Source organism: Agromyces sp. Root81, assembly GCF_001429165.1.
GTDB lineage: Bacteria > Actinomycetota > Actinomycetes > Actinomycetales > Microbacteriaceae > Agromyces.
Window position 1 is genome coordinate 58,139 of sequence record NZ_LMIR01000004.1, and the last position, 16,372, is coordinate 74,510.

Below are 16,372 nucleotides of genomic sequence, written 5' to 3' on the forward strand. Positions count from 1 at the left end.
CGGATCGTATATCCGCAGTTCTGCACGACGGGCGGCGGGAGGCGCCGCAGAGAAGTTGCTCGGACCAGCGACGGGTGACAGAACCACGACCTCGGATCAGCCGGCCGTGCGAATGCTCTCGGCCCAACTGTCGATGTGCAGCCCACGACGACACTTCTCGAGGATCGCCGCTTCGACTGCGGGCCAGTCGTACACGACGAGCGCGTAATCGAACCGAAGGGTGTCGAAGCCGAGTCCGGCCGCCACGGCGTCACGCACCCGGTCCTTATGGCGACTCTCGGCGCCCTCGTGCCCCGGTCGCCCGTCGACCTCGATGATCAGACGGTCGCCGAGCACGAAGTCGACGCGACCGACTCCGACGATCTCGACCTGCGCCGTGAGCGTGATCCCGAGCCGATGCAAACGCACCTTCATCAGTGATTCGAGGCCGCTCTCCGACTCCGCACTGGCCAGGTCGACGAGCCAGGATCTGGACTCGGCGATCCGCGACCTCAGTCGAGAGAGGTCGGTGCGCGACAGTCGCCGCAGCCGGAGCGCTGATTCGAGTGCGGCGAAGAATGCGTCCTCACCGATGCACAACAACAGCTGAGTGAGAGCGTCGACGAGGCAGACACGGCCTGCCGAGACATCCGCTTCGCCCCAATGACTCACGCAGGTGCAGCCGACGTGAGGAAATGCGTGTCCATGGGGCGGGAGGGCGACATGCACCTGCTCGTCGTTCGGCAGCACCCAGAGGCCGGCCTCGCGCGCCACGGAGACGCAGCCGAGCACGCCACCGTGGGCGACCGCGGTGCGGAGTTCGTCGGGCGCGTCACTCGCCACATACACGCCGCGGCGTGCACGTTCGATCCCGCCTGAGCGCACAGCACGCGCAATCGCCGCGCGCCCGATGCCGTGCGCCGCGAGCTCGCGAGCACTCGCCAGTCCTCCGAGTCGGGCGCAGACGGCAAGGACTGCTGTCGATGAAGTAGCCGCCATCGGGCGAGCATGCCGGTCGTCCGGACGACACGGGCGCCGGGTGCAGCATCGGTGTCCGAGCCGGTCGGTCACCACCTTGTGGAGGAGAAGTCGGCGCTGAGGGTCGGCCCACCTGCGGGCGCGCTACTGCGGATATACGATCCGACACGCCGGTACCTCTTCAGAGTTCGCGGCGTGGCGGATCGTATATCCGCGGGAATGACGGCCGGTTGGTGAGGCGCCGGGCAGGGCGACAGAGGTCAGGCGTCAGGCGTCAGCGACAGAGGTCAGGCGTCAGGCGTCAGGCGTCAGGCGTCAGGGGCGCTCGTAGCGGCGGAACTGGTAGCCGACGCCCGTGCGGGAGACCCGCGTTCCGGCATCGTCGGTGTCGACCAGCCGCCAGCTCAGGTCGATCGACGGGGCGTAGGCGTCGCCGGGGATGTCGAGGTCGAGCTCGGTGACCTCGAGACGGTCGGCGCGATCGATCAGGCGAGCGTAGAGCTCGCCGCCGCCGATGCCCCAAATCCATTCGGGGTCGGCTGCCGCGGCCAGCGCGAGCGCCTCGTCGATCGAGCCCGCACGAACCGCCCCCGAGGCCGCCCACCCCTCGTTGCGGGTGACGACGATGTTCACGCGCCCCGGCAGCGGCCGGAACCGCTCGGGCAGCGAGTCCCAGGTCTTCCGGCCCATCACGACGGGGCTGCCGAGGGTCGCGGCCTTGAAGTGGGCGAGGTCTTCTGGCAGGTGCCAGGGCATCACGCCGCCCGCCCCGATCACGCCGCCGTAGGCTTCGGCCCAGATGAGGCCGAGCTTCGGCCGCGAGGCATCCGTTCCGCTCATACGGCGACGGCCGCGCGGATCGGCGGGTGGTGCTGGTAGCCCTCGACGACGAAGTCCTCGTATTCGTAGTCGAAGACCGAGTCGGGTGTGCGCGCCAGTCGCAGCGTCGGCGGTGCGTACGGCTCGCGGGTGAGCTGCTCCGTCACCTGCTCGACGTGGTTGTCGTAGATGTGGCAGTCGCCGCCGGTCCAGACGAAGTCGCCGACCTCGAGCCCGGTCTGCGCGGCGATCATGTGGGTCAGCAGCGCGTAGCTGGCGATGTTGAACGGCACTCCGAGGAACATGTCGGCGCTGCGCTGGTAGAGCTGGCAGCTGAGCTTGCCGTCGGCGACGTAGAACTGGAACAGCGCATGGCACGGCGCGAGCGCCATGTCGGGGATGTCGGCGGGATTCCACGCCGAGACGATGAGGCGACGCGAGTCGGGGTTCGTGCGGATCTGCTCGATGACGTCGGAGACCTGATCGATCGTCTCGCCCGACGGAGTCGGCCACGAGCGCCACTGCACGCCGTAGACGGGGCCGAGTTCGCCCGAGGCATCCGCCCATTCGTCCCAGATGGTGACGCCGTGCTCGCGCAGCCAGCCGACGTTCGACGAGCCCTGCAGGAACCACAGCAGCTCGTAGGCGATCGACTTGAAGTGCACGCGCTTGGTGGTGACGAGCGGAAAGCCCTGCGAGAGGTCGAACCGCAACTGGCGGCCGAACACGCTGCGCGTGCCGGTGCCCGTGCGATCGGTCTTGACGGCGCCGTGCTCGAGCACGTCGCGCAGCAGGTCTTCGTACGGGGTGGGGATCGTCTCGGCCATCCCGACAAGGCTAACCCGCCGCAGGCACAGGGCGGCAGAGGCGGGCGGGATGCCGCGGCATCCGTCATGCATGGTCACACTCCGCCCGGCGCGACGCGGCCTGCGTACGCTCGACCGCATGAACTGGCTCCCCGCCTTCGCGACCGGCGCAGCACTCGTCGCCGCCGCGACCGTGATCGGCCTCGCGTGGCGCTCACGGCAGGGAGTCGCCAGGAGCGGCTCCGGCGACGTCGTGCGCCCGGCCGACCTCGGCGTCGCCGCGTTCGGCGAGCGGGCCACCCTCGTGCAGTTCTCGACCGAGTACTGCGCGCGCTGCCCGGCGACGGGGCGCCTGCTGACTCAGCTCGCCGGCGAGCACGAGGGTGCGGCCCACGTCGAGGTCGACCTCACGCATCGCCCCGACCTCGCCGGCCGGTTCCGGGTCACCGAGACGCCGACGACCCTCCTGCTCGACGGCGACGGCGCGGTGCGCGCCCGCATCGCCGGGCTCCCCCGCCCCGCGGCGGTTCGCGAACGACTCGACGACCTCTTGAGGAGCCCCCGTGCCATCTCCGACTGATCCGGCATCGGCAGGCCGTACGCCCGCCGGCATCGACCCGCGCGGCCCGCGCTTCGGCGCCGCCATCACGGCGACCCTGCTGCTCATCACGTTTGTGCTCGCGATCGCGGGCGCGGATGCCGCGGCGTTCTGGCTGCTCGTCGCGGCCACCCTGCTCTTCGCCTGGGGTGCGTTCGCCGGCGTCCGGCGGCATCCGTACGGCCTGCTCTTCGCGAAGCTCGTCCGGCCGCGCCTCGCGGCACCGGCCGAGCTCGAGGACCCGCGTCCGCCGACCTTCGCCCAGGGCGTCGGCTTCGCGGTCGGCCTCGCGGGCGTGCTGCTCTCGCTGCTCGGCGTCGAATACGCGGTGCCGATCGCCGCGGCGATCGCGTTCTTCGCCGCGTTCCTGAACGCCGCGTTCGACTACTGCCTCGGCTGCCAGATCTATCTGCTTCTGGCGCGGGCCCGGATCGTGCCGCGAACCTGAACTGCGGCGGCACTCGCAGCTAGGCTGGGAGCCCGGCTCGACGAGGAGGATCACATGGCAGTCACGAGTGAAGCGACCACCGTCTGGAAGGGCACGCTCTTCGAGGGATCGGGCGATGTCGCCCTCGATTCTTCGGGCCTTGCCAGCTTCCCGGTGAACTGGAAGGCGCGCGCCGAGGGCGTTGCCGCCACCACGAACCCCGAAGAGCTGCTCGCCGCGGCGCACTCCTCGTGCTTCTCGATGGCGCTCTCGCTCGGCCTCGCGCAGGCGGGCACGCCAGCCGAGAGCATCCAGACCACTGCGGCGGTCACCTTCGAGGCCGGCAAGGGTGTGCTCGGCAGCCACCTGCTCGTCAGCGCCCGCGTGCCCGGGCTCACCGAGGAGCAGTTCGAGGCCCTCGCCGAGGACGCGAAGAAGAACTGCCCGATCTCGCAGGCGCTCGCCGGCGTCCCGATCACGATCGAAGCCGAACTCGCCTGATCCATGCGGGTACTCGTCGCCGGCGCATCCGGTTTCATCGGCACCGCGCTCGTCTCCGCACTGACCGCCGATGGGCACGAGGTCGTCCGCCTCGTGCGACGTCGCGCCCAGGGCGCCGATGAAGCGGCGTGGTCGCCGGCGGCGGGCATCATCGACTTCACCGTCATGGACCGCGTCGACGCGGTCGTGAACCTCTCGGGGGCCTCGCTCGCGCGCCTGCCCTGGACGAGGTCGTATCGCGTCGAGATCCTCGAGTCGCGCATCACGGCGACCCGCACGCTCGCCGATGCGATGCGCAAGGCGCGGCAACCGCCCGCGGTCTTCCTCAGCGCCTCGGCCGTCGGGTACTACGGCGATCGCCCCGGCGAGCTGCTCACCGAGTACTCGAGCGCCGGCACCGGCTTCCTCGCCGAGGTCGTCGGGCGGTGGGAGGCCGCTGCGCACCTCGCCCCCGAGGAGACCCGCACCGTCGTCTTCCGTTCCGGCGTCGTGATCGGGCACGGCGGCGCCATGAAGCGTGTCGGCACGCTCACTCGGCTCGGCGTCTCGGGCCGTCTCGGCACCGGCGGCCAGCACTGGCCGTGGATCGCGCTCGACGACGAGGTGGGCGCGCTCATGCACCTGCTCGGCTCTTCAGTCTCGGGTCCGGTCAACGTGGTCGGTCCGACACCGGCGACGGCCGATCGGGTGATGAACGCGATGGCCGAGCGGATGCATCGCCCCTACGCCCTCGGAGTGACCGAGCGCATGCTCGGGGTCGCCCTCGGTCGCGCCGCCGACGACCTCCTGCTCGCGAGCCAGAAGGTGCGGCCGCAGCGGCTGATCGACGACGGCTACCGGTTCCGCCACGCCACGGTCGAGTCGGCGCTCGACGCGATGCTCAGCGCACCGCACACCACGGCCCGATAGAGCCGCTCGCGACGTCAGCGCTCGGCTCGGGAGAGCTCGATCGCATGACGCACCGACTGGCGGGCGCTCTTGCGGTCGCCCGCGGCGTCGTAGGCGAGTCCGAGACGGAGCGCCGCCTGCCACGACTCGGGAGCCTCGGCCGCGGCAGCGCGGAAACCGTCGAGCGCCGCGCCGGCAGCGGCGCGCTCGGGGCGTCCGCTCGGCAGGAGCGGCAGCTCGAGGTCGAGCCCGCCCTCGGCGTCGAGCCGCTTCACGAGTTCGTGCGAATGGATGCCGAAGCTGAGCTCGCGCCACAGCGCCCACAGCGCGATGAGCGGCAGCACGAGCAGGGCGACGCCCATGGCGATCGCGACCGGCTCGCCCGTGGCCATGAACTGGACCGCGCGCCAGCCCACGAGCGCGAGGTAGAGCACGAGGAGCGCGGCCATGATGAGCGCGCCGATCTTGGTGGTCATCGGCTCGTGCCGGGCAGTCCGAGGTCGAGCAGCTTGTCGAGGCCGACGGTCACGCCAGATGCCCCGGGGGCGCTGCGGAGCGCGAGCAGGATGCCGGTCTCGTACGAGCTCGGCGAGAGCGTGGAGTGCGTGATCGTGAGGGTCTCGCCGTCGCCGCCGAACACGACGCGCTGCTCGGCCGCGACCCCGGCGAGGCGCAGGCTGTGCACCGGCACACCGCTCACGAGCTGGCCGCGAGCGCGCTGGTCGGCGTGCGGCGCGGCGACCGGGCCGCGGGCCGCGCGGGCGTCGCCGATGAGCTCCGCCGTGCGCACTGCCGTGCCCGAGGGCGAGTCGACCTTGCCGGCGTGGTGGGCCTCGACGATCTCGATCGAGTCGAAGTACGGTGCCGCGAGCGTCGCGAAGGCGGTGCCGAGCACGCTGCCGATGGAGAAGTTGGGGATGAACAGCACGGCACCCGCGTCGGCGTGGCCGCGCACGAAGGCGGAGATCTCGGCGATGCGGTCGCTCGACCATCCGGAGGTGCCGACGACGATCGGGATGCCCGCGCCTGCGGCGAACTCGACGATCTCGGCGCTCGCACCGGGGTGCGTGACATCGAACGCCACGTCGGCGCCGAGCATGAGGTCGAGGCTCGAACGCGAGTCGAGTGCGGCGTGGAGTTCGAGGTCGTCGGCCTCCTCGATCAGTCGAACCGCCAGCTGCCCCATCTTGCCGGTGGCTCCCGCCACGGCGACCCGTATCGTCACGGTTTCACCCTAGCAAGCGGCGGCCGGGCGACGGCCGCCGGAAAGCGACGGCGGAACGAGGCATCCGCTGCCCTTCGCGCCATAGTGTGGGGGCATGCTGCGTTACCGAGACGCCAACGTGACCGATGCCGACGCGCACGCGCTGCTCGGCGACTACTTCGCCGAGCGTGCCCTGGGGTTTCCGGCCGAGCAGGGCGAGTACCGTCCGACGTGGCCCGATGCAGCCCAGTTCACGCCGCCGGCCGGCGTCTTCCTCCTCGCCGTCGACGACACGGGCACGGCGGTCGGATGCGGCGGGGTGCGACGAATCGAGCGCCGACCCGAGACCCTCGAGGTGCGCTTCGAGGTCAAGCACCTCTGGCTCGCGCCCGCGGCGCGCGGCGGCGGCGAAGGGCGTCGCCTGCTCGCCGAGCTCGAGCGCCGGGCGATCGAGTACGGCGCGCAGGAACTCGTGCTCGACACGAACGCGAGCCTCGAGGCCGCAGGCGGACTCTACCGCTCGAGCGGGTACGTCGACATCGAGCCGTACAACGCGAACCCGAACGCGACGAACTGGTACGGCAAGCGCGCCGACTGACGCGGGTCGCAGCGCAGGGCTGCGGGAGCGCTCAGATCGAGTACGGCTCGGGCAGCCCGGTGCGCAGCTCGGGCGGCAGGTGCGCGATGTCGTTGTGCGCCACGAGGCTCCACGGGCGCCCGGGCTTCTGGGTGAGCACGGTGAGCGCGCAGTTCGCCTGGTTCAGCGAGACCCAGCGCCAGTCGGGCGCGCCGAGCACCTCGCGCACGAACCAGGCGATCACGAAGTTGTGCGTGATGAGCAGCTCGTGCCGGTCCTCACGGTGCGAGCGGAGGAACTCGGCGGCCGCATCGGCCATCTGGGCGCTCCCGGCCTCGATCTCGGCCTCGGTCACCGAACCGAAGAAGGCGTCGTACGCCTTCGGCGTCTCGGGCGCCGGCCCCGACGGGATGCAGTCGAACAGGAGCGGCGAGGGCTCGGGGTTCAGCGCAGGCATCTTCGCCGCGATGATCTCCGCCGTCTCAGCGGCCCGCTGCAGCGGCGAGTGCCACGCGTTGTCGAACGGCACCCCGCCGAGACGTTCGGCGAGGAGCTCGGCCTGGCGGCGCCCACGAGGTGACAACGGTCCGTCGGGCAGGCCGTGCTCGGCGTCGAGCTGCTCGCCGTGCCGGACGAGGTAGAGATGGTTGGCCACGGATATCGATTCCTCTGGTGCGGGTCGGGTGCCGCGGTCAGGCGACGTCGGAGCTCGGGGCGACCGCTTCGGTCGCGCCCGTGAGGGCTGCCTCGTCGATCGCGCCGACGGCGACGAGCGAGAAGGCGCGTGAGGCGAGGTCGCCGGCGAGCTGCTGCACGTCGTCGGCGGTGACGAGTGCGATGCGCCGCAGGGCCTCGTCGAGGTCGACGAACTCGCCGAGGGTCAGCTCGGCCCGGCCGAGCCGCGACATCCGCGTGTCGGAGTCCTCGAGGGCGAGCGCCGATGCGCCCGCGAGCTGGCCGGAGGCCCGGCGCAGTTCGTCGGCCGTCACGCCGTCGGCGGCGAGACGCTCGAGCTCTTCGCGCATGAGTGCGGCGACGGTGCCCGCCTTCGACGGGGCGCAGCCCGCGTACATGCCGAAGAGGCCGGCATCGGAGTAGCCGGGCGCGAAGGAGTAGACCGAGTAGGCGAGCCCGCGACGCTCGCGCACCTGCTGGAAGAGTCGCGACGACATGCCGGAACCGAAGATCGCGTTCAGCACGCTCATCGTGGGCCGGCGTTCGTCGGTCGCGACGAGTCCGGGAACGCCGAGGAGCAGGTTCACCTGCTCCGTCGGTCGGGAGACGACCGTGATCTCGGGGCCCACCGCGAGCGCGGCGGGCGCGACGGAACGCCGTTCGACGGGCTGCCCGGCGGCCGACGGGTCCCACCCGGCTGCCGCCAGCGCACGGTCGAGTTCGGCCAGCAGCTGGTCGTGCTCGACGGCGCCCGCGACCGTGACGACGAGGTCTTGCGGGCGGTAGTTCGCCCGGTAGTGCTCCCACACGCCATCGCGGGTGGCGCTGCGGATGGTCTCGGGATTGCCGCCGATCGGGCGACCGAGCGGGTGGGCGCCGAGCACCGCTTCGAAGAATCGTTCGTTGGCGACGTCGCCCGGGTCGTCGCCCGCCATCGAGAGCTCCTCGAGGATCACGCCGCGCTCGCTCTCGAACTCCTTCGGGTCGAGCAGCGAGGAGGTGAACATGTCGGCGAGCACCTCGACCGCCATCGGAAGGTCGCGGTCCTGCACCTTCGCGTAGTAGCAGGTGTACTCCTTCGCGGTGAGCGCGTTGTGCTCGCCGCCGACGGCATCGAAGGAGATCGCGATGTCGAGGGCCGAGCGCGCGGCCGTGCCCTTGAAGAGGAGATGCTCGAGGAAGTGCGTCGATCCGTACGTCGCGGGGTGCGCGGCATCCGCTCGCTGCTCGTCGCGCGAACCGACCGCGACCCAGAAGCCGATGGTCGCGCTGCGACTGCCCGGCACCTGCTCGCTGAGCACTCGCACGCCCGATGGGAGCACGCTGCGCCGAACTCGCGCGTCGCCTGCTGCGGTGAAGGAGAGCTCGGCCTGGCCGAGTGGGAGGTCGACAGCGCCGTTCATCCCGATCAGCCTATGCCACGCGCGTCGGGAGCGCTCGGGTTGCGAGCGCCTGGTCGACGACCGCCTCGGTCGCCGCGCTGCTCAGTCGGACGCGCGGTCGAGTTCGACGATCTCCGAGCGCTGCAGTTCGACGGATGCCGCGGCCATCAGCGCCTCGACCTGATCGGGTCGGCTCGCACTCACGACGGGCGCCACGACGGTGGGCTTCGCCAGCAGCCAGGCGAGGGCGATCGTCGCCGGCTGCACACCGTGGGCGAAGGCGATCTCGTCGACGGCGGCGAGCACGCGGTGACCGCGCCGACCGAGGTAGCGCGCCTGGCGCTCGCCCCTGGCGTCGTGACGCACATCGGCGCGGCGGCGCACCTGGCCGCCGAGGAATCCGCTCGCGAGGCCGAAGTAGGGCAGCACGGCGAGCCCCTGGGCGTGTGCCACAAGCTCGGGCGCCCCCTCGAAGGGCCGGCGCTCAAGCAGGTTGTACTTCGTCGTGAGCGCCTGGAACCGGGGCAGGCCGTTGGCGGCGAGCACACGCGCCTCGATGAGTCGCTCCGGCGAGAAGTCCGCTGCGCCGATCGCGCCGACCTTGCCTGCGGCGATCAGGGCGTCGACCGCGCCGAGGCTCTCTTCGAGCGGCACTGCGGCGTCGTCGCCGTGGAAGTAGAGCAGGTCGATGCGCTCGATGCCGAGTCGCAGCAGGGAGTCGTCGACGGCTGCCGCGATGTCGGCCGGCGACAGCCCGCGGTGGTCGGGGTGATGGCCGACCTTCGTCGCGATCGCCATGCGGTCACGGGTGCCGCGCGAGTCCATCCACTTGCCGATGATCGACTCGCTGCGACCCGCAGCGTAGCTGTCGGCGGTGTCGACGAGCGAACCGCCGATGCCTGCGAACCGGTCGAGCACGTCGAAGGCCTGCTCGGTGCTGAGCGTCCAGCCGAAGGTGCTGCCGCCGAGCGCGAGGGGGTGCACCTCGATGCCGGTGTCGCCGATCGGAACCCGGCGCGGAACGTTGATGGGGCCGGAGAGCAGGTTCGAGGCGAGGACCTCGACGTGCAGTCCGTCGAACGTGTCGACCTGATCGTCGTGCGCCGGCGCATCCGCCAGCACGAGGGCTGCTCCTGCACCGTTCGATTCGTGCGCCCGATAGACGTGTCGTCGTGCCACGTTCCCCTCCTCCCCAGGATTGACTCCGACACTACGTCTCGTTCGACGCTCGGCGTGCGCGATCCGCGGAACAGCAGGTGAACCGTTATCGAATCGTTTTGCTCACTCGCCCGCTCGACGAACGAGCGAGACAGCCTGTCGGAGCACCGGAGCATCGACCATTCCGCCCCGGAAGGCGAAGACTCCGCCGTGCTGTTCGGCCGCCTCGAGCACGGCGCGAGCCCACTCCAACTGCTCCGAATCGGGCCGGTACGCCTCGCGCACGACCTCGATCTGCCCGGGGTGGACGCACGCCGTCGCCGCGAAACCGACGGCCACCGCGTCCTCCGCTTCGGCCCGCAGCCCCTCGAGGTCGCCGATCTCGAGGTGCACGGTGTCGATGGCGGCGATGTCGTGCGCCCCCGCCGCGAGGCACACCTGGGACCTGGCGTGCCTCGCGACGTCGCGGTATCGGCCGTCGGGGAAGCGGCTCGACGAGCCGCCGAGCGATGCTACGAGGTCCTCGGCCCCCCACATGAGCGCCGAGACGTTCGGCAGCGCGGCGACCTCGTGCGCCGCGAGCACCCCTCGGGCGGTCTCGCAGAGCGCGATGACCTCGAACTCGGCGAGGTCGACGAGGTCGGCGGTGCCCTCGCACTTGGCGAGCATGACGGTGCGGTAGTCGGTCTCGACGAGCGCCGCGAGATCATCGGCGAACTCGGGACTCGCGGCGGGGTTGACCCGCACGATGACCCGCTCCGGGTCGAGCGGCGTGCCGAGGATCGCGAGGCGCGCCGCGTGCTTGGCGTCGGGGCCGACCGCGTCCTCGAGATCGAGGATCACGGCGTCGGCACGGTCGAGGGCCTTCCCGAAGCGGTCGGGCCGGTCGGCCGGGCAGAAGAGCAGGGCCGGGCCGAAGCGGAAGGTCGGATGCGTCATCCGTTCGCCCCCTCATCGTTCCGGGCCGCCGCCGAGCCGGCAGCCGGCAGCCGCTCCCCCGCCTCGCGGAGCCAGACGAGCATCGTGCGCGATGCGGTCGCGACGACCTCACCGTGCTGATTGCGAGCCGTGTGGGCCAGCACCACGACCCCCTGGCCCGGGCGCGAGGCCGACTCGCGCTTGGACTCGACGACGCTCTCGCCGTAGAGCGTGTCGCCGACGAACACCGGGTGCGGGAACGCGACCGCGCCGAACCCGAGGTTCGCGACGAGCGTGCCCTGCGTGAGCTGGCCGACCGACTGGCCGACGAGCGTCGAGAGGGTGAACAGCGAGTTGACGAGTCGCTGGCCGAACGGCTGCTCCGCCGACCACGCCGCGTCGAGGTGCAACGGCTGCGGGTTCATCGTGAGCGTCGTGAACAGCACGTTGTCGGCCTCGGTGACCGTGCGACCCGGCCGGTGCAGGTAGCGCACCCCCTGCTCGAACTCCTCGAACCAGAGTCCGCGCTGCACGACGTCGCGGAGCGGCGCCGTCTCACTCGAAGCATCCGTCATGGCGGTCCTCCTAGCCGATGCCCAGCTCGCGTGCGATGACCATGAGCTGCACTTCGTTCGTGCCCTCGCCGATCTCGAGGATCTTCGAGTCACGGTAGTGCCTCGCCACGAGCGACTCGTTCATGAAGCCCATGCCGCCGAAGATCTGGGTGGCGTCGCGCGAGTTCAGCATGGCGGCGTCGCTCGAGACGAGCTTGGCCATCGCGGCCTCCTTCTTGAACGGAAGGCCGGCGTCGACCCGCCGAGCCGCGTCGTGCCAGGCGAGGCGCGCGGTGTAGACCCGGGCCTGCATCTGGGCGATCGTGAAGGCGATGTACTGGTGCGACGCGATCGGCACGCCGAAGACGTTGCGGGTCTTCGCGTAGGCGAGCGCCTCGTCGAGGCAGCCCTGCGCGACGCCGGTCGCGAGCGCGGCGATGGCGATGCGGCCCTCGTCGAGCGTGCGCAGGAAGTTGGCGAAGCCGCGGCCGCGTTCGCCGAGCAGGTTCGCGGCGGGCACGCGCACGTCGTCGAAGGTGAGCGGATGCGTGTCGGAGGCGCGCCAGCCCGACTTGTCGTAGCCGGGGTCGACCGTGAAGCCGGGCGTGCCGTTCGGCACGATGATCGTCGAGAGCTCCTTGGAGACCGAGCCGTCGGGGCGGGTGCGCTCGCCCGTCACCGCGGTGACCGTCACGAACCTCGTGATCGGCGTGCCCGAGTTGGTGATGAACTGCTTGGAGCCGTTGACGACCCACTCGTCGCCGTCGAGCACCGCGGTCGTGCGGGTGGCGCCGGCGTCGGACCCGGCCTCTGACTCGGTCAAGCCGAACCCGGCGAGTGCGCGGCCGGCGACGAGGTCGGGCAGGAGTTCGGCCTTCTGCTCGTCGGTGCCGTGGCGGAAGACGGGCATGGCACCGAGGCCCACCGCGGCCTCGAGGGTGATCGCGATCGACTGGTCGACGCGGGCGAGTGCCTCGATCGCGAGGCACAGCGCCATGTAGTCGCCGCCCTGGCCGCCGACTTCCTCGGGGAAGGGCAGGCCGAAGAGCCCGAGCTCGCCCATCTGCGCGACGACGTCCATCGAGAGCGTGTGGGTGCGGTCGGCCTCGTACGACTGCGGGGCGACGACGGTGTCGGCGAACTCGCAGACCATGTCGTACAGCTGCTGTTCCTCGGCGCTCAGCTCGGTGCTCACGGTCGTGCTCCTCATTCCTGGTGGGGTGCGGCCGGGTGCGCGCCCTCGTGGGGTGCGCCCGACGATGCGGGGACGGATGTCGGGACCTCGGCGGATGCCGGGTCGGCGGAGGCCGCGGAGGCCGCGGAGGCCGCGGAGGCGGCGGCCGCGAGCTGCGGCTCCACCCGGGCGACGGACTGGTCGCGGGAGACCTGCTCCCCCACAGCGACGGCGAGGCGCACGATGCCGGCGACCGACGCCGTGACGCGGTGCTCCATCTTCATCGCCTCGATCGCGATGACGGCGTCGCCGGGCAGCACGGCGTCGCCGTCGGCGACGAGCACCGCGGTGACGGTGCCCGGCATGGGCGCACGGAGTTCGGGGTCGGCGAGGCCGCCGCGTTCGATCATGGCGAGACGGGCATCGAGCGCGGCGCGCCGGTCGGCGGCGGGCACGCTCCAGATGCCGGTCGGCGTGTGCAGCCAGACCGCGCCGTCGGCGTCGATCGCGACGACGTCGGCCGTCTCCGCGTCGGGGCCGGGCTGCATCGCCGGCCGGCCGAAACGCCAGTCACGTGCGGTCTGCCAGGCATGGGCGCCGACGGCCCGGGCCGCGTCGATCACCTCGGCGTCGCGAGCGGCCGCGGCAGCCGCGAGCACCTCGGGCGGCGCGGCATCGGACTCGGGGTCGGGCATCCGGTCGATGAGGCCGGTGTCGAGGTGGCCGCGCTGCACGGCGGGGTCGGCGAGGAGGCGGCGGAGGAACCCGAGGTTCGTCTCGACGCCGAGCACGACGGTGTCGGCGAGCGCAGTGTCGAGCCGCGCGAGCGCCTCGACGCGGTCGGCGCCGTACGTGATGACCTTCGCGAGCATGGGGTCGTAGTCGGCGGTGATCTGCTGACCCGAGCGGATGCCGCCGTCGACCCGCACCCCGACCCCGCTCGGTTCCCGCCAGACGAGCAGTTCGCCGATCGAGGGCAGGAAGCCGCGCTCGGGGCTCTCGGCGTAGACGCGTGCCTCGATCGCGTGGCCCGTGAGGTGCACGTCATCCTGACGCAGCGCGAGCGGCTGGCCCGCTGCGACGCGGAGCTGCTGCTCGACGAGGTCGACGCCGGTCACCAGCTCGGTGACGGGGTGCTCGACCTGGAGCCGGGTGTTCATCTCGATGAAGAAGAACTCGTCGGGCGCGGCATCCGACACCAGGAACTCGACGGTGCCGGCGCCGCGGTAGTCGACGCTTCGAGCGGCATCGCACGCCGCCTGCCCGATGCGGGCGCGGGTCTCGGCGTCGAGCAGCGGCGAGGGCGCCTCTTCGATGACCTTCTGGTGGCGGCGCTGCAGCGAGCACTCGCGCTCGCCGAGGTGGATGACGGCGCCGAAGTCATCGGCGAGCACCTGCACCTCGATGTGCCGCGGGCGCTCGATGAGCCGCTCGAGCAGCAGTGTGTCGTCGCCGAACGCGGCGATGGCCACGCGCCGGGCCGCGGGCAGCGCGGCGGCGAGCTCGCGGGCGTCGCGGGCGATCTGCATGCCCTTGCCGCCGCCGCCGGCGCTCGGCTTGACGAGCAGCGGGTAGCCCACCGACTCGGCGGCCGCGGCGAGCGCGTCGTCGTCGAGCGAGGGGTCGGCGATGCCCGGCACGGTCGGAACGCCGGATGCCTCGACGTGGCGCTTCGCGCGGATCTTGTCGCCCATGACCTCGAGCGCGTCGACGCCCGGTCCGACGAAGACGATGCCGGCGTCACGGCAGGCCTCGGCGAAGCCCGCGTGCTCGGAGAGGAATCCGTAGCCGGGGTGGATCGCCTCGGCGCCGGTCTCGCGCGCGGCGGCGATGATGCGGGCGGGGTCGAGGTAGCTCTCGGCGGCGGATGCCGGGCCGATGCGGACGGCCTCGTCGGCCAGTCGCACGTGCGGTGCGTCGGCGTCGGCGTCGGAGAAGACGGCGATCGAGCGGATCCCGAGGCGGCGCAGCGTGCGGATGACTCGCACGGCGATCTCGCCGCGATTGGCGACGAGCACCCGATCGAACGGGCGCGGCGGTCGTACCTCGGTGCCGGCGTCACCCGTGCCCATCCGCGCCTCCCTGCGCTCGACGTGCGCGAACACAGTTAACGCGCACTAACTGGATTCGATGTTAGTGGGCGTTAACTGAAATCACAAGGGGCGACTCGCGACACGGCGACGACGAATGCCCCGCCCGGGCGCCGACCGGTCGGGCGCCGACCGGCCGGGCGGTCGACGTCCGGCCGCTCGCCGTCAGACGCCGGCCGGCACGAGCGCCGCGGCGATACGATCGACGCCGAACTCGAACGCCCGGTCGACGTCGCCGCCCAGACGGAACGCCCCGGAGAGCTCCATGCTGATGAAACCCGTCACCCACGCGGTGAGCGTGCGCGCGGCATCCAGCGCGTGCTCGGGGCCGGCGAGCTCGGCGGCGACGGCGAGCAGCGGTGCACTCGCCTCGCGGAGCGCCTCGACCTCGAGCCCCGAGTCGTCGCCGGGCGCGAAGACGAGCCCGTAGGCCGCCGGTCGCTCGTGCGCGAAGGCCCGCACCGTCCTTGCGAGCCGAGCAGTCTCGGCGAGCGCCGCGTCGCGACCGCCCGCGCGGTCACCGCGCTCACCGCTCGCCGAGCCCGCATCGCTCTCCGCCTCGAGGCGCTCGCCGAGATCGACGACCGCCGCCGCGGCGATGAGCCGCACGAGGTCGCTCCGGTTCCGCACGCGCTTGTACAGCGACGGAGCCCGAACACCGACGCGTTCGGCGACGGCCTGCATGGTGAGGCCTCCGAGCCCTTCCTCTTCGAGGATCTCGCTCCCCGCGGCCAGGATCGCCCCGAGCGAGGTTCGTTCCGGTGTCGGCATCTGGGATTCCCTTCGACCATTCGACTCTAGGCTATTGCGCATAGCCATGATGGCTATGTATCATAGCCATCAACCAATCCCCCATCACAAGCGAGGCATCTGATGAAGCTCGGCCCCTCCCTCCACCGCATCGGCTCCGACATCGTCGCGGTCTACCTCGTCGACACGCCCGAGGGCGTCACAGTCATCGACGCGGGGCTCGCCGGGCAGTGGAGCGAGCTGACCGCCGAGCTGGCCGCGATGGGCCGCTCACTCGGCGACATCCGCGGCGTCGTGCTCACTCACGGCGACTCCGACCACATCGGCTTCGCCGAACGCCTGCGCCGCGACCACGGCGTGCCGGTCTTCGTGCACACGGCCGATGCGGCCCGCGCCCGCGGTGAGGAGTCGACGAAGCCGGAGTGGGGCGGCATGAAGCTCGGGGCGACCTCGAAGTTCCTCTGGTACGCCCTCACGCACAACGGCCTCCGCACGACCCCGCTCACCGAGGTCACCACGGTCAACGACGGCGACGTGCTCGACCTGCCGGGTGCACCGCGCGTGATCAGCATGCCGGGTCACTCCCCCGGCAGCGTCGCGATCCACGTGCCGGCCGCCGACGCCGTCTTCGTCGGCGACGCACTCACCACCCGCCACGTGCTGACCGGCGCGACCGGGCCGCAGCCCGCACCGTTCACCGACGACCCCGCCGAAGCGCTCGCATCGCTGCGCCGCCTCGAGGGAATCGGCGTCACCTGGGTACTGCCCGGCCACGGCATGCCGTGGAACCGCGGCGTCGACGAGGCGATCCGCGAGGTCGAGGCCGCCGCGGCGCGTCAGGCCTGAAGCAGGAACGGATTCTGGTCGGGTCGGCTCCTCCCGCTCTTCGGGTCG

The 16,372-nt window shown here is 71.6% G+C and carries 19 protein-coding genes; 6 read left to right on the forward strand and 13 right to left on the reverse strand.

Annotated elements, in window-relative coordinates; all coding sequences use genetic code 11:
• Window positions 1–96 precede the first annotated feature (96 nt).
• The 3 genes from ASE14_RS17110 to ASE14_RS17120 all read right to left on the reverse strand — a co-directional run bounded on the left by ASE14_RS17110 (window position 97) and on the right by ASE14_RS17120 (window position 2,603).
• Window positions 97–978, reverse strand: a complete 882-nt coding sequence (locus ASE14_RS17110) for a type IV toxin-antitoxin system AbiEi family antitoxin domain-containing protein (protein WP_082601011.1) — start codon at window positions 976–978, stop codon at window positions 97–99.
• Window positions 979–1,272: 294 nt separating this feature from the next.
• Window positions 1,273–1,797, reverse strand: a complete 525-nt coding sequence (locus tag ASE14_RS17115) for a dihydrofolate reductase (RefSeq protein WP_056657976.1) — start codon at window positions 1,795–1,797, stop codon at window positions 1,273–1,275.
• Window positions 1,794–2,603 (reverse strand): thymidylate synthase, encoded by an 810-nt coding sequence (locus ASE14_RS17120; protein ID WP_056657980.1) that lies wholly within the window; start codon window positions 2,601–2,603, stop codon window positions 1,794–1,796. The genes ASE14_RS17115 and ASE14_RS17120 overlap by 4 nt, the downstream gene beginning before the upstream one ends.
• Before the next feature lie 118 nt (window positions 2,604–2,721).
• On the opposite strand from ASE14_RS17120, the gene ASE14_RS17125 reads away from it, so the two are divergent.
• The 4 genes from ASE14_RS17125 to ASE14_RS17140 are packed head-to-tail and all read left to right on the forward strand — an operon-like array spanning window position 2,722 to window position 5,017.
• Window positions 2,722–3,162 (forward strand): thioredoxin family protein, encoded by a 441-nt coding sequence (locus ASE14_RS17125; protein ID WP_056657982.1) that lies wholly within the window; start codon window positions 2,722–2,724, stop codon window positions 3,160–3,162.
• Window positions 3,146–3,628, forward strand: a complete 483-nt coding sequence (locus ASE14_RS17130) for a DUF4395 domain-containing protein (protein ID WP_056657986.1) — start codon at window positions 3,146–3,148, stop codon at window positions 3,626–3,628. Before ASE14_RS17125 ends, ASE14_RS17130 begins: the two co-directional genes overlap by 17 nt.
• 54 nt (window positions 3,629–3,682) lie before the next feature.
• The gene (locus tag ASE14_RS17135; protein WP_056657989.1) at window positions 3,683–4,108 is read left to right on the forward strand and encodes an OsmC family peroxiredoxin; all 426 of its coding nucleotides are present in this window, start codon (window positions 3,683–3,685) and stop codon (window positions 4,106–4,108) included.
• Window positions 4,109–4,111: 3 nt separating this feature from the next.
• Window positions 4,112–5,017 (forward strand): TIGR01777 family oxidoreductase, encoded by a 906-nt coding sequence (locus ASE14_RS17140; protein ID WP_056657992.1) that lies wholly within the window; start codon window positions 4,112–4,114, stop codon window positions 5,015–5,017.
• 14 nt (window positions 5,018–5,031) lie between these two features.
• Here ASE14_RS17140 and ASE14_RS17145 read toward each other — a convergent pair whose 3' ends face one another.
• Window positions 5,032–5,472 (reverse strand): hypothetical protein, encoded by a 441-nt coding sequence (locus ASE14_RS17145; RefSeq protein WP_056657995.1) that lies wholly within the window; start codon window positions 5,470–5,472, stop codon window positions 5,032–5,034.
• Window positions 5,469–6,221, reverse strand: a complete 753-nt coding sequence (gene dapB / locus ASE14_RS17150; RefSeq protein ID WP_056657997.1) for a 4-hydroxy-tetrahydrodipicolinate reductase — start codon at window positions 6,219–6,221, stop codon at window positions 5,469–5,471. The genes ASE14_RS17145 and dapB overlap by 4 nt, the downstream gene beginning before the upstream one ends.
• A gap of 94 nt (window positions 6,222–6,315) precedes the next feature.
• Here dapB and ASE14_RS17155 point away from each other — a divergent pair, with 94 nt between their 5' ends.
• The gene (locus tag ASE14_RS17155) at window positions 6,316–6,798 is read left to right on the forward strand and encodes a GNAT family N-acetyltransferase (protein WP_056658001.1); all 483 of its coding nucleotides are present in this window, start codon (window positions 6,316–6,318) and stop codon (window positions 6,796–6,798) included.
• Between the two features lie 31 nt (window positions 6,799–6,829).
• Here the strand turns inward: ASE14_RS17155 and ASE14_RS17160 are convergent, their stop codons facing one another.
• From ASE14_RS17160 to ASE14_RS17195, 8 genes are all read right to left on the reverse strand, one after another.
• The gene (locus ASE14_RS17160) at window positions 6,830–7,432 is read right to left on the reverse strand and encodes a histidine phosphatase family protein (RefSeq protein ID WP_056658003.1); all 603 of its coding nucleotides are present in this window, start codon (window positions 7,430–7,432) and stop codon (window positions 6,830–6,832) included.
• A gap of 37 nt (window positions 7,433–7,469) precedes the next feature.
• A complete protein-coding gene (locus tag ASE14_RS17165) occupies window positions 7,470–8,855 on the reverse strand; it encodes a pitrilysin family protein (protein WP_056658006.1) in 1,386 nt (461 codons plus the stop codon).
• A gap of 81 nt (window positions 8,856–8,936) precedes the next feature.
• Entirely contained in the window at window positions 8,937–10,013 is a 1,077-nt protein-coding gene (locus ASE14_RS17170) for an aldo/keto reductase (RefSeq protein ID WP_235511464.1), read from the reverse strand.
• Window positions 10,014–10,115: 102 nt separating this feature from the next.
• Window positions 10,116–10,931: a CoA ester lyase gene (locus tag ASE14_RS17175; RefSeq protein ID WP_056658009.1), complete on the reverse strand. Its 816-nt coding sequence runs from the start codon at window positions 10,929–10,931 to the stop codon at window positions 10,116–10,118.
• Window positions 10,928–11,485 carry a MaoC family dehydratase gene (locus tag ASE14_RS17180; protein ID WP_056658013.1) on the reverse strand — a complete coding sequence of 186 codons (558 nt, stop codon included), beginning with the start codon at window positions 11,483–11,485 and terminating at the stop codon, window positions 10,928–10,930. The genes ASE14_RS17175 and ASE14_RS17180 overlap by 4 nt, the downstream gene beginning before the upstream one ends.
• Before the next feature lie 10 nt (window positions 11,486–11,495).
• Window positions 11,496–12,674, reverse strand: a complete 1,179-nt coding sequence (locus tag ASE14_RS17185) for an acyl-CoA dehydrogenase family protein (protein WP_056658015.1) — start codon at window positions 12,672–12,674, stop codon at window positions 11,496–11,498.
• Window positions 12,671–14,710 carry an acetyl-CoA carboxylase biotin carboxylase subunit gene (locus ASE14_RS17190; RefSeq protein ID WP_082601091.1) on the reverse strand — a complete coding sequence of 680 codons (2,040 nt, stop codon included), beginning with the start codon at window positions 14,708–14,710 and terminating at the stop codon, window positions 12,671–12,673. Before ASE14_RS17190 ends, ASE14_RS17185 begins: the two co-directional genes overlap by 4 nt.
• 183 nt (window positions 14,711–14,893) lie before the next feature.
• Entirely contained in the window at window positions 14,894–15,499 is a 606-nt protein-coding gene (locus tag ASE14_RS17195; protein ID WP_056658018.1) for a TetR/AcrR family transcriptional regulator, read from the reverse strand.
• 102 nt (window positions 15,500–15,601) lie between these two features.
• Between ASE14_RS17195 and ASE14_RS17200 the strand changes: the two genes are divergently transcribed.
• Window positions 15,602–16,324: an MBL fold metallo-hydrolase gene (locus tag ASE14_RS17200; RefSeq protein WP_056658021.1), complete on the forward strand. Its 723-nt coding sequence runs from the start codon at window positions 15,602–15,604 to the stop codon at window positions 16,322–16,324.
• Window positions 16,325–16,372 lie beyond the last annotated feature (48 nt).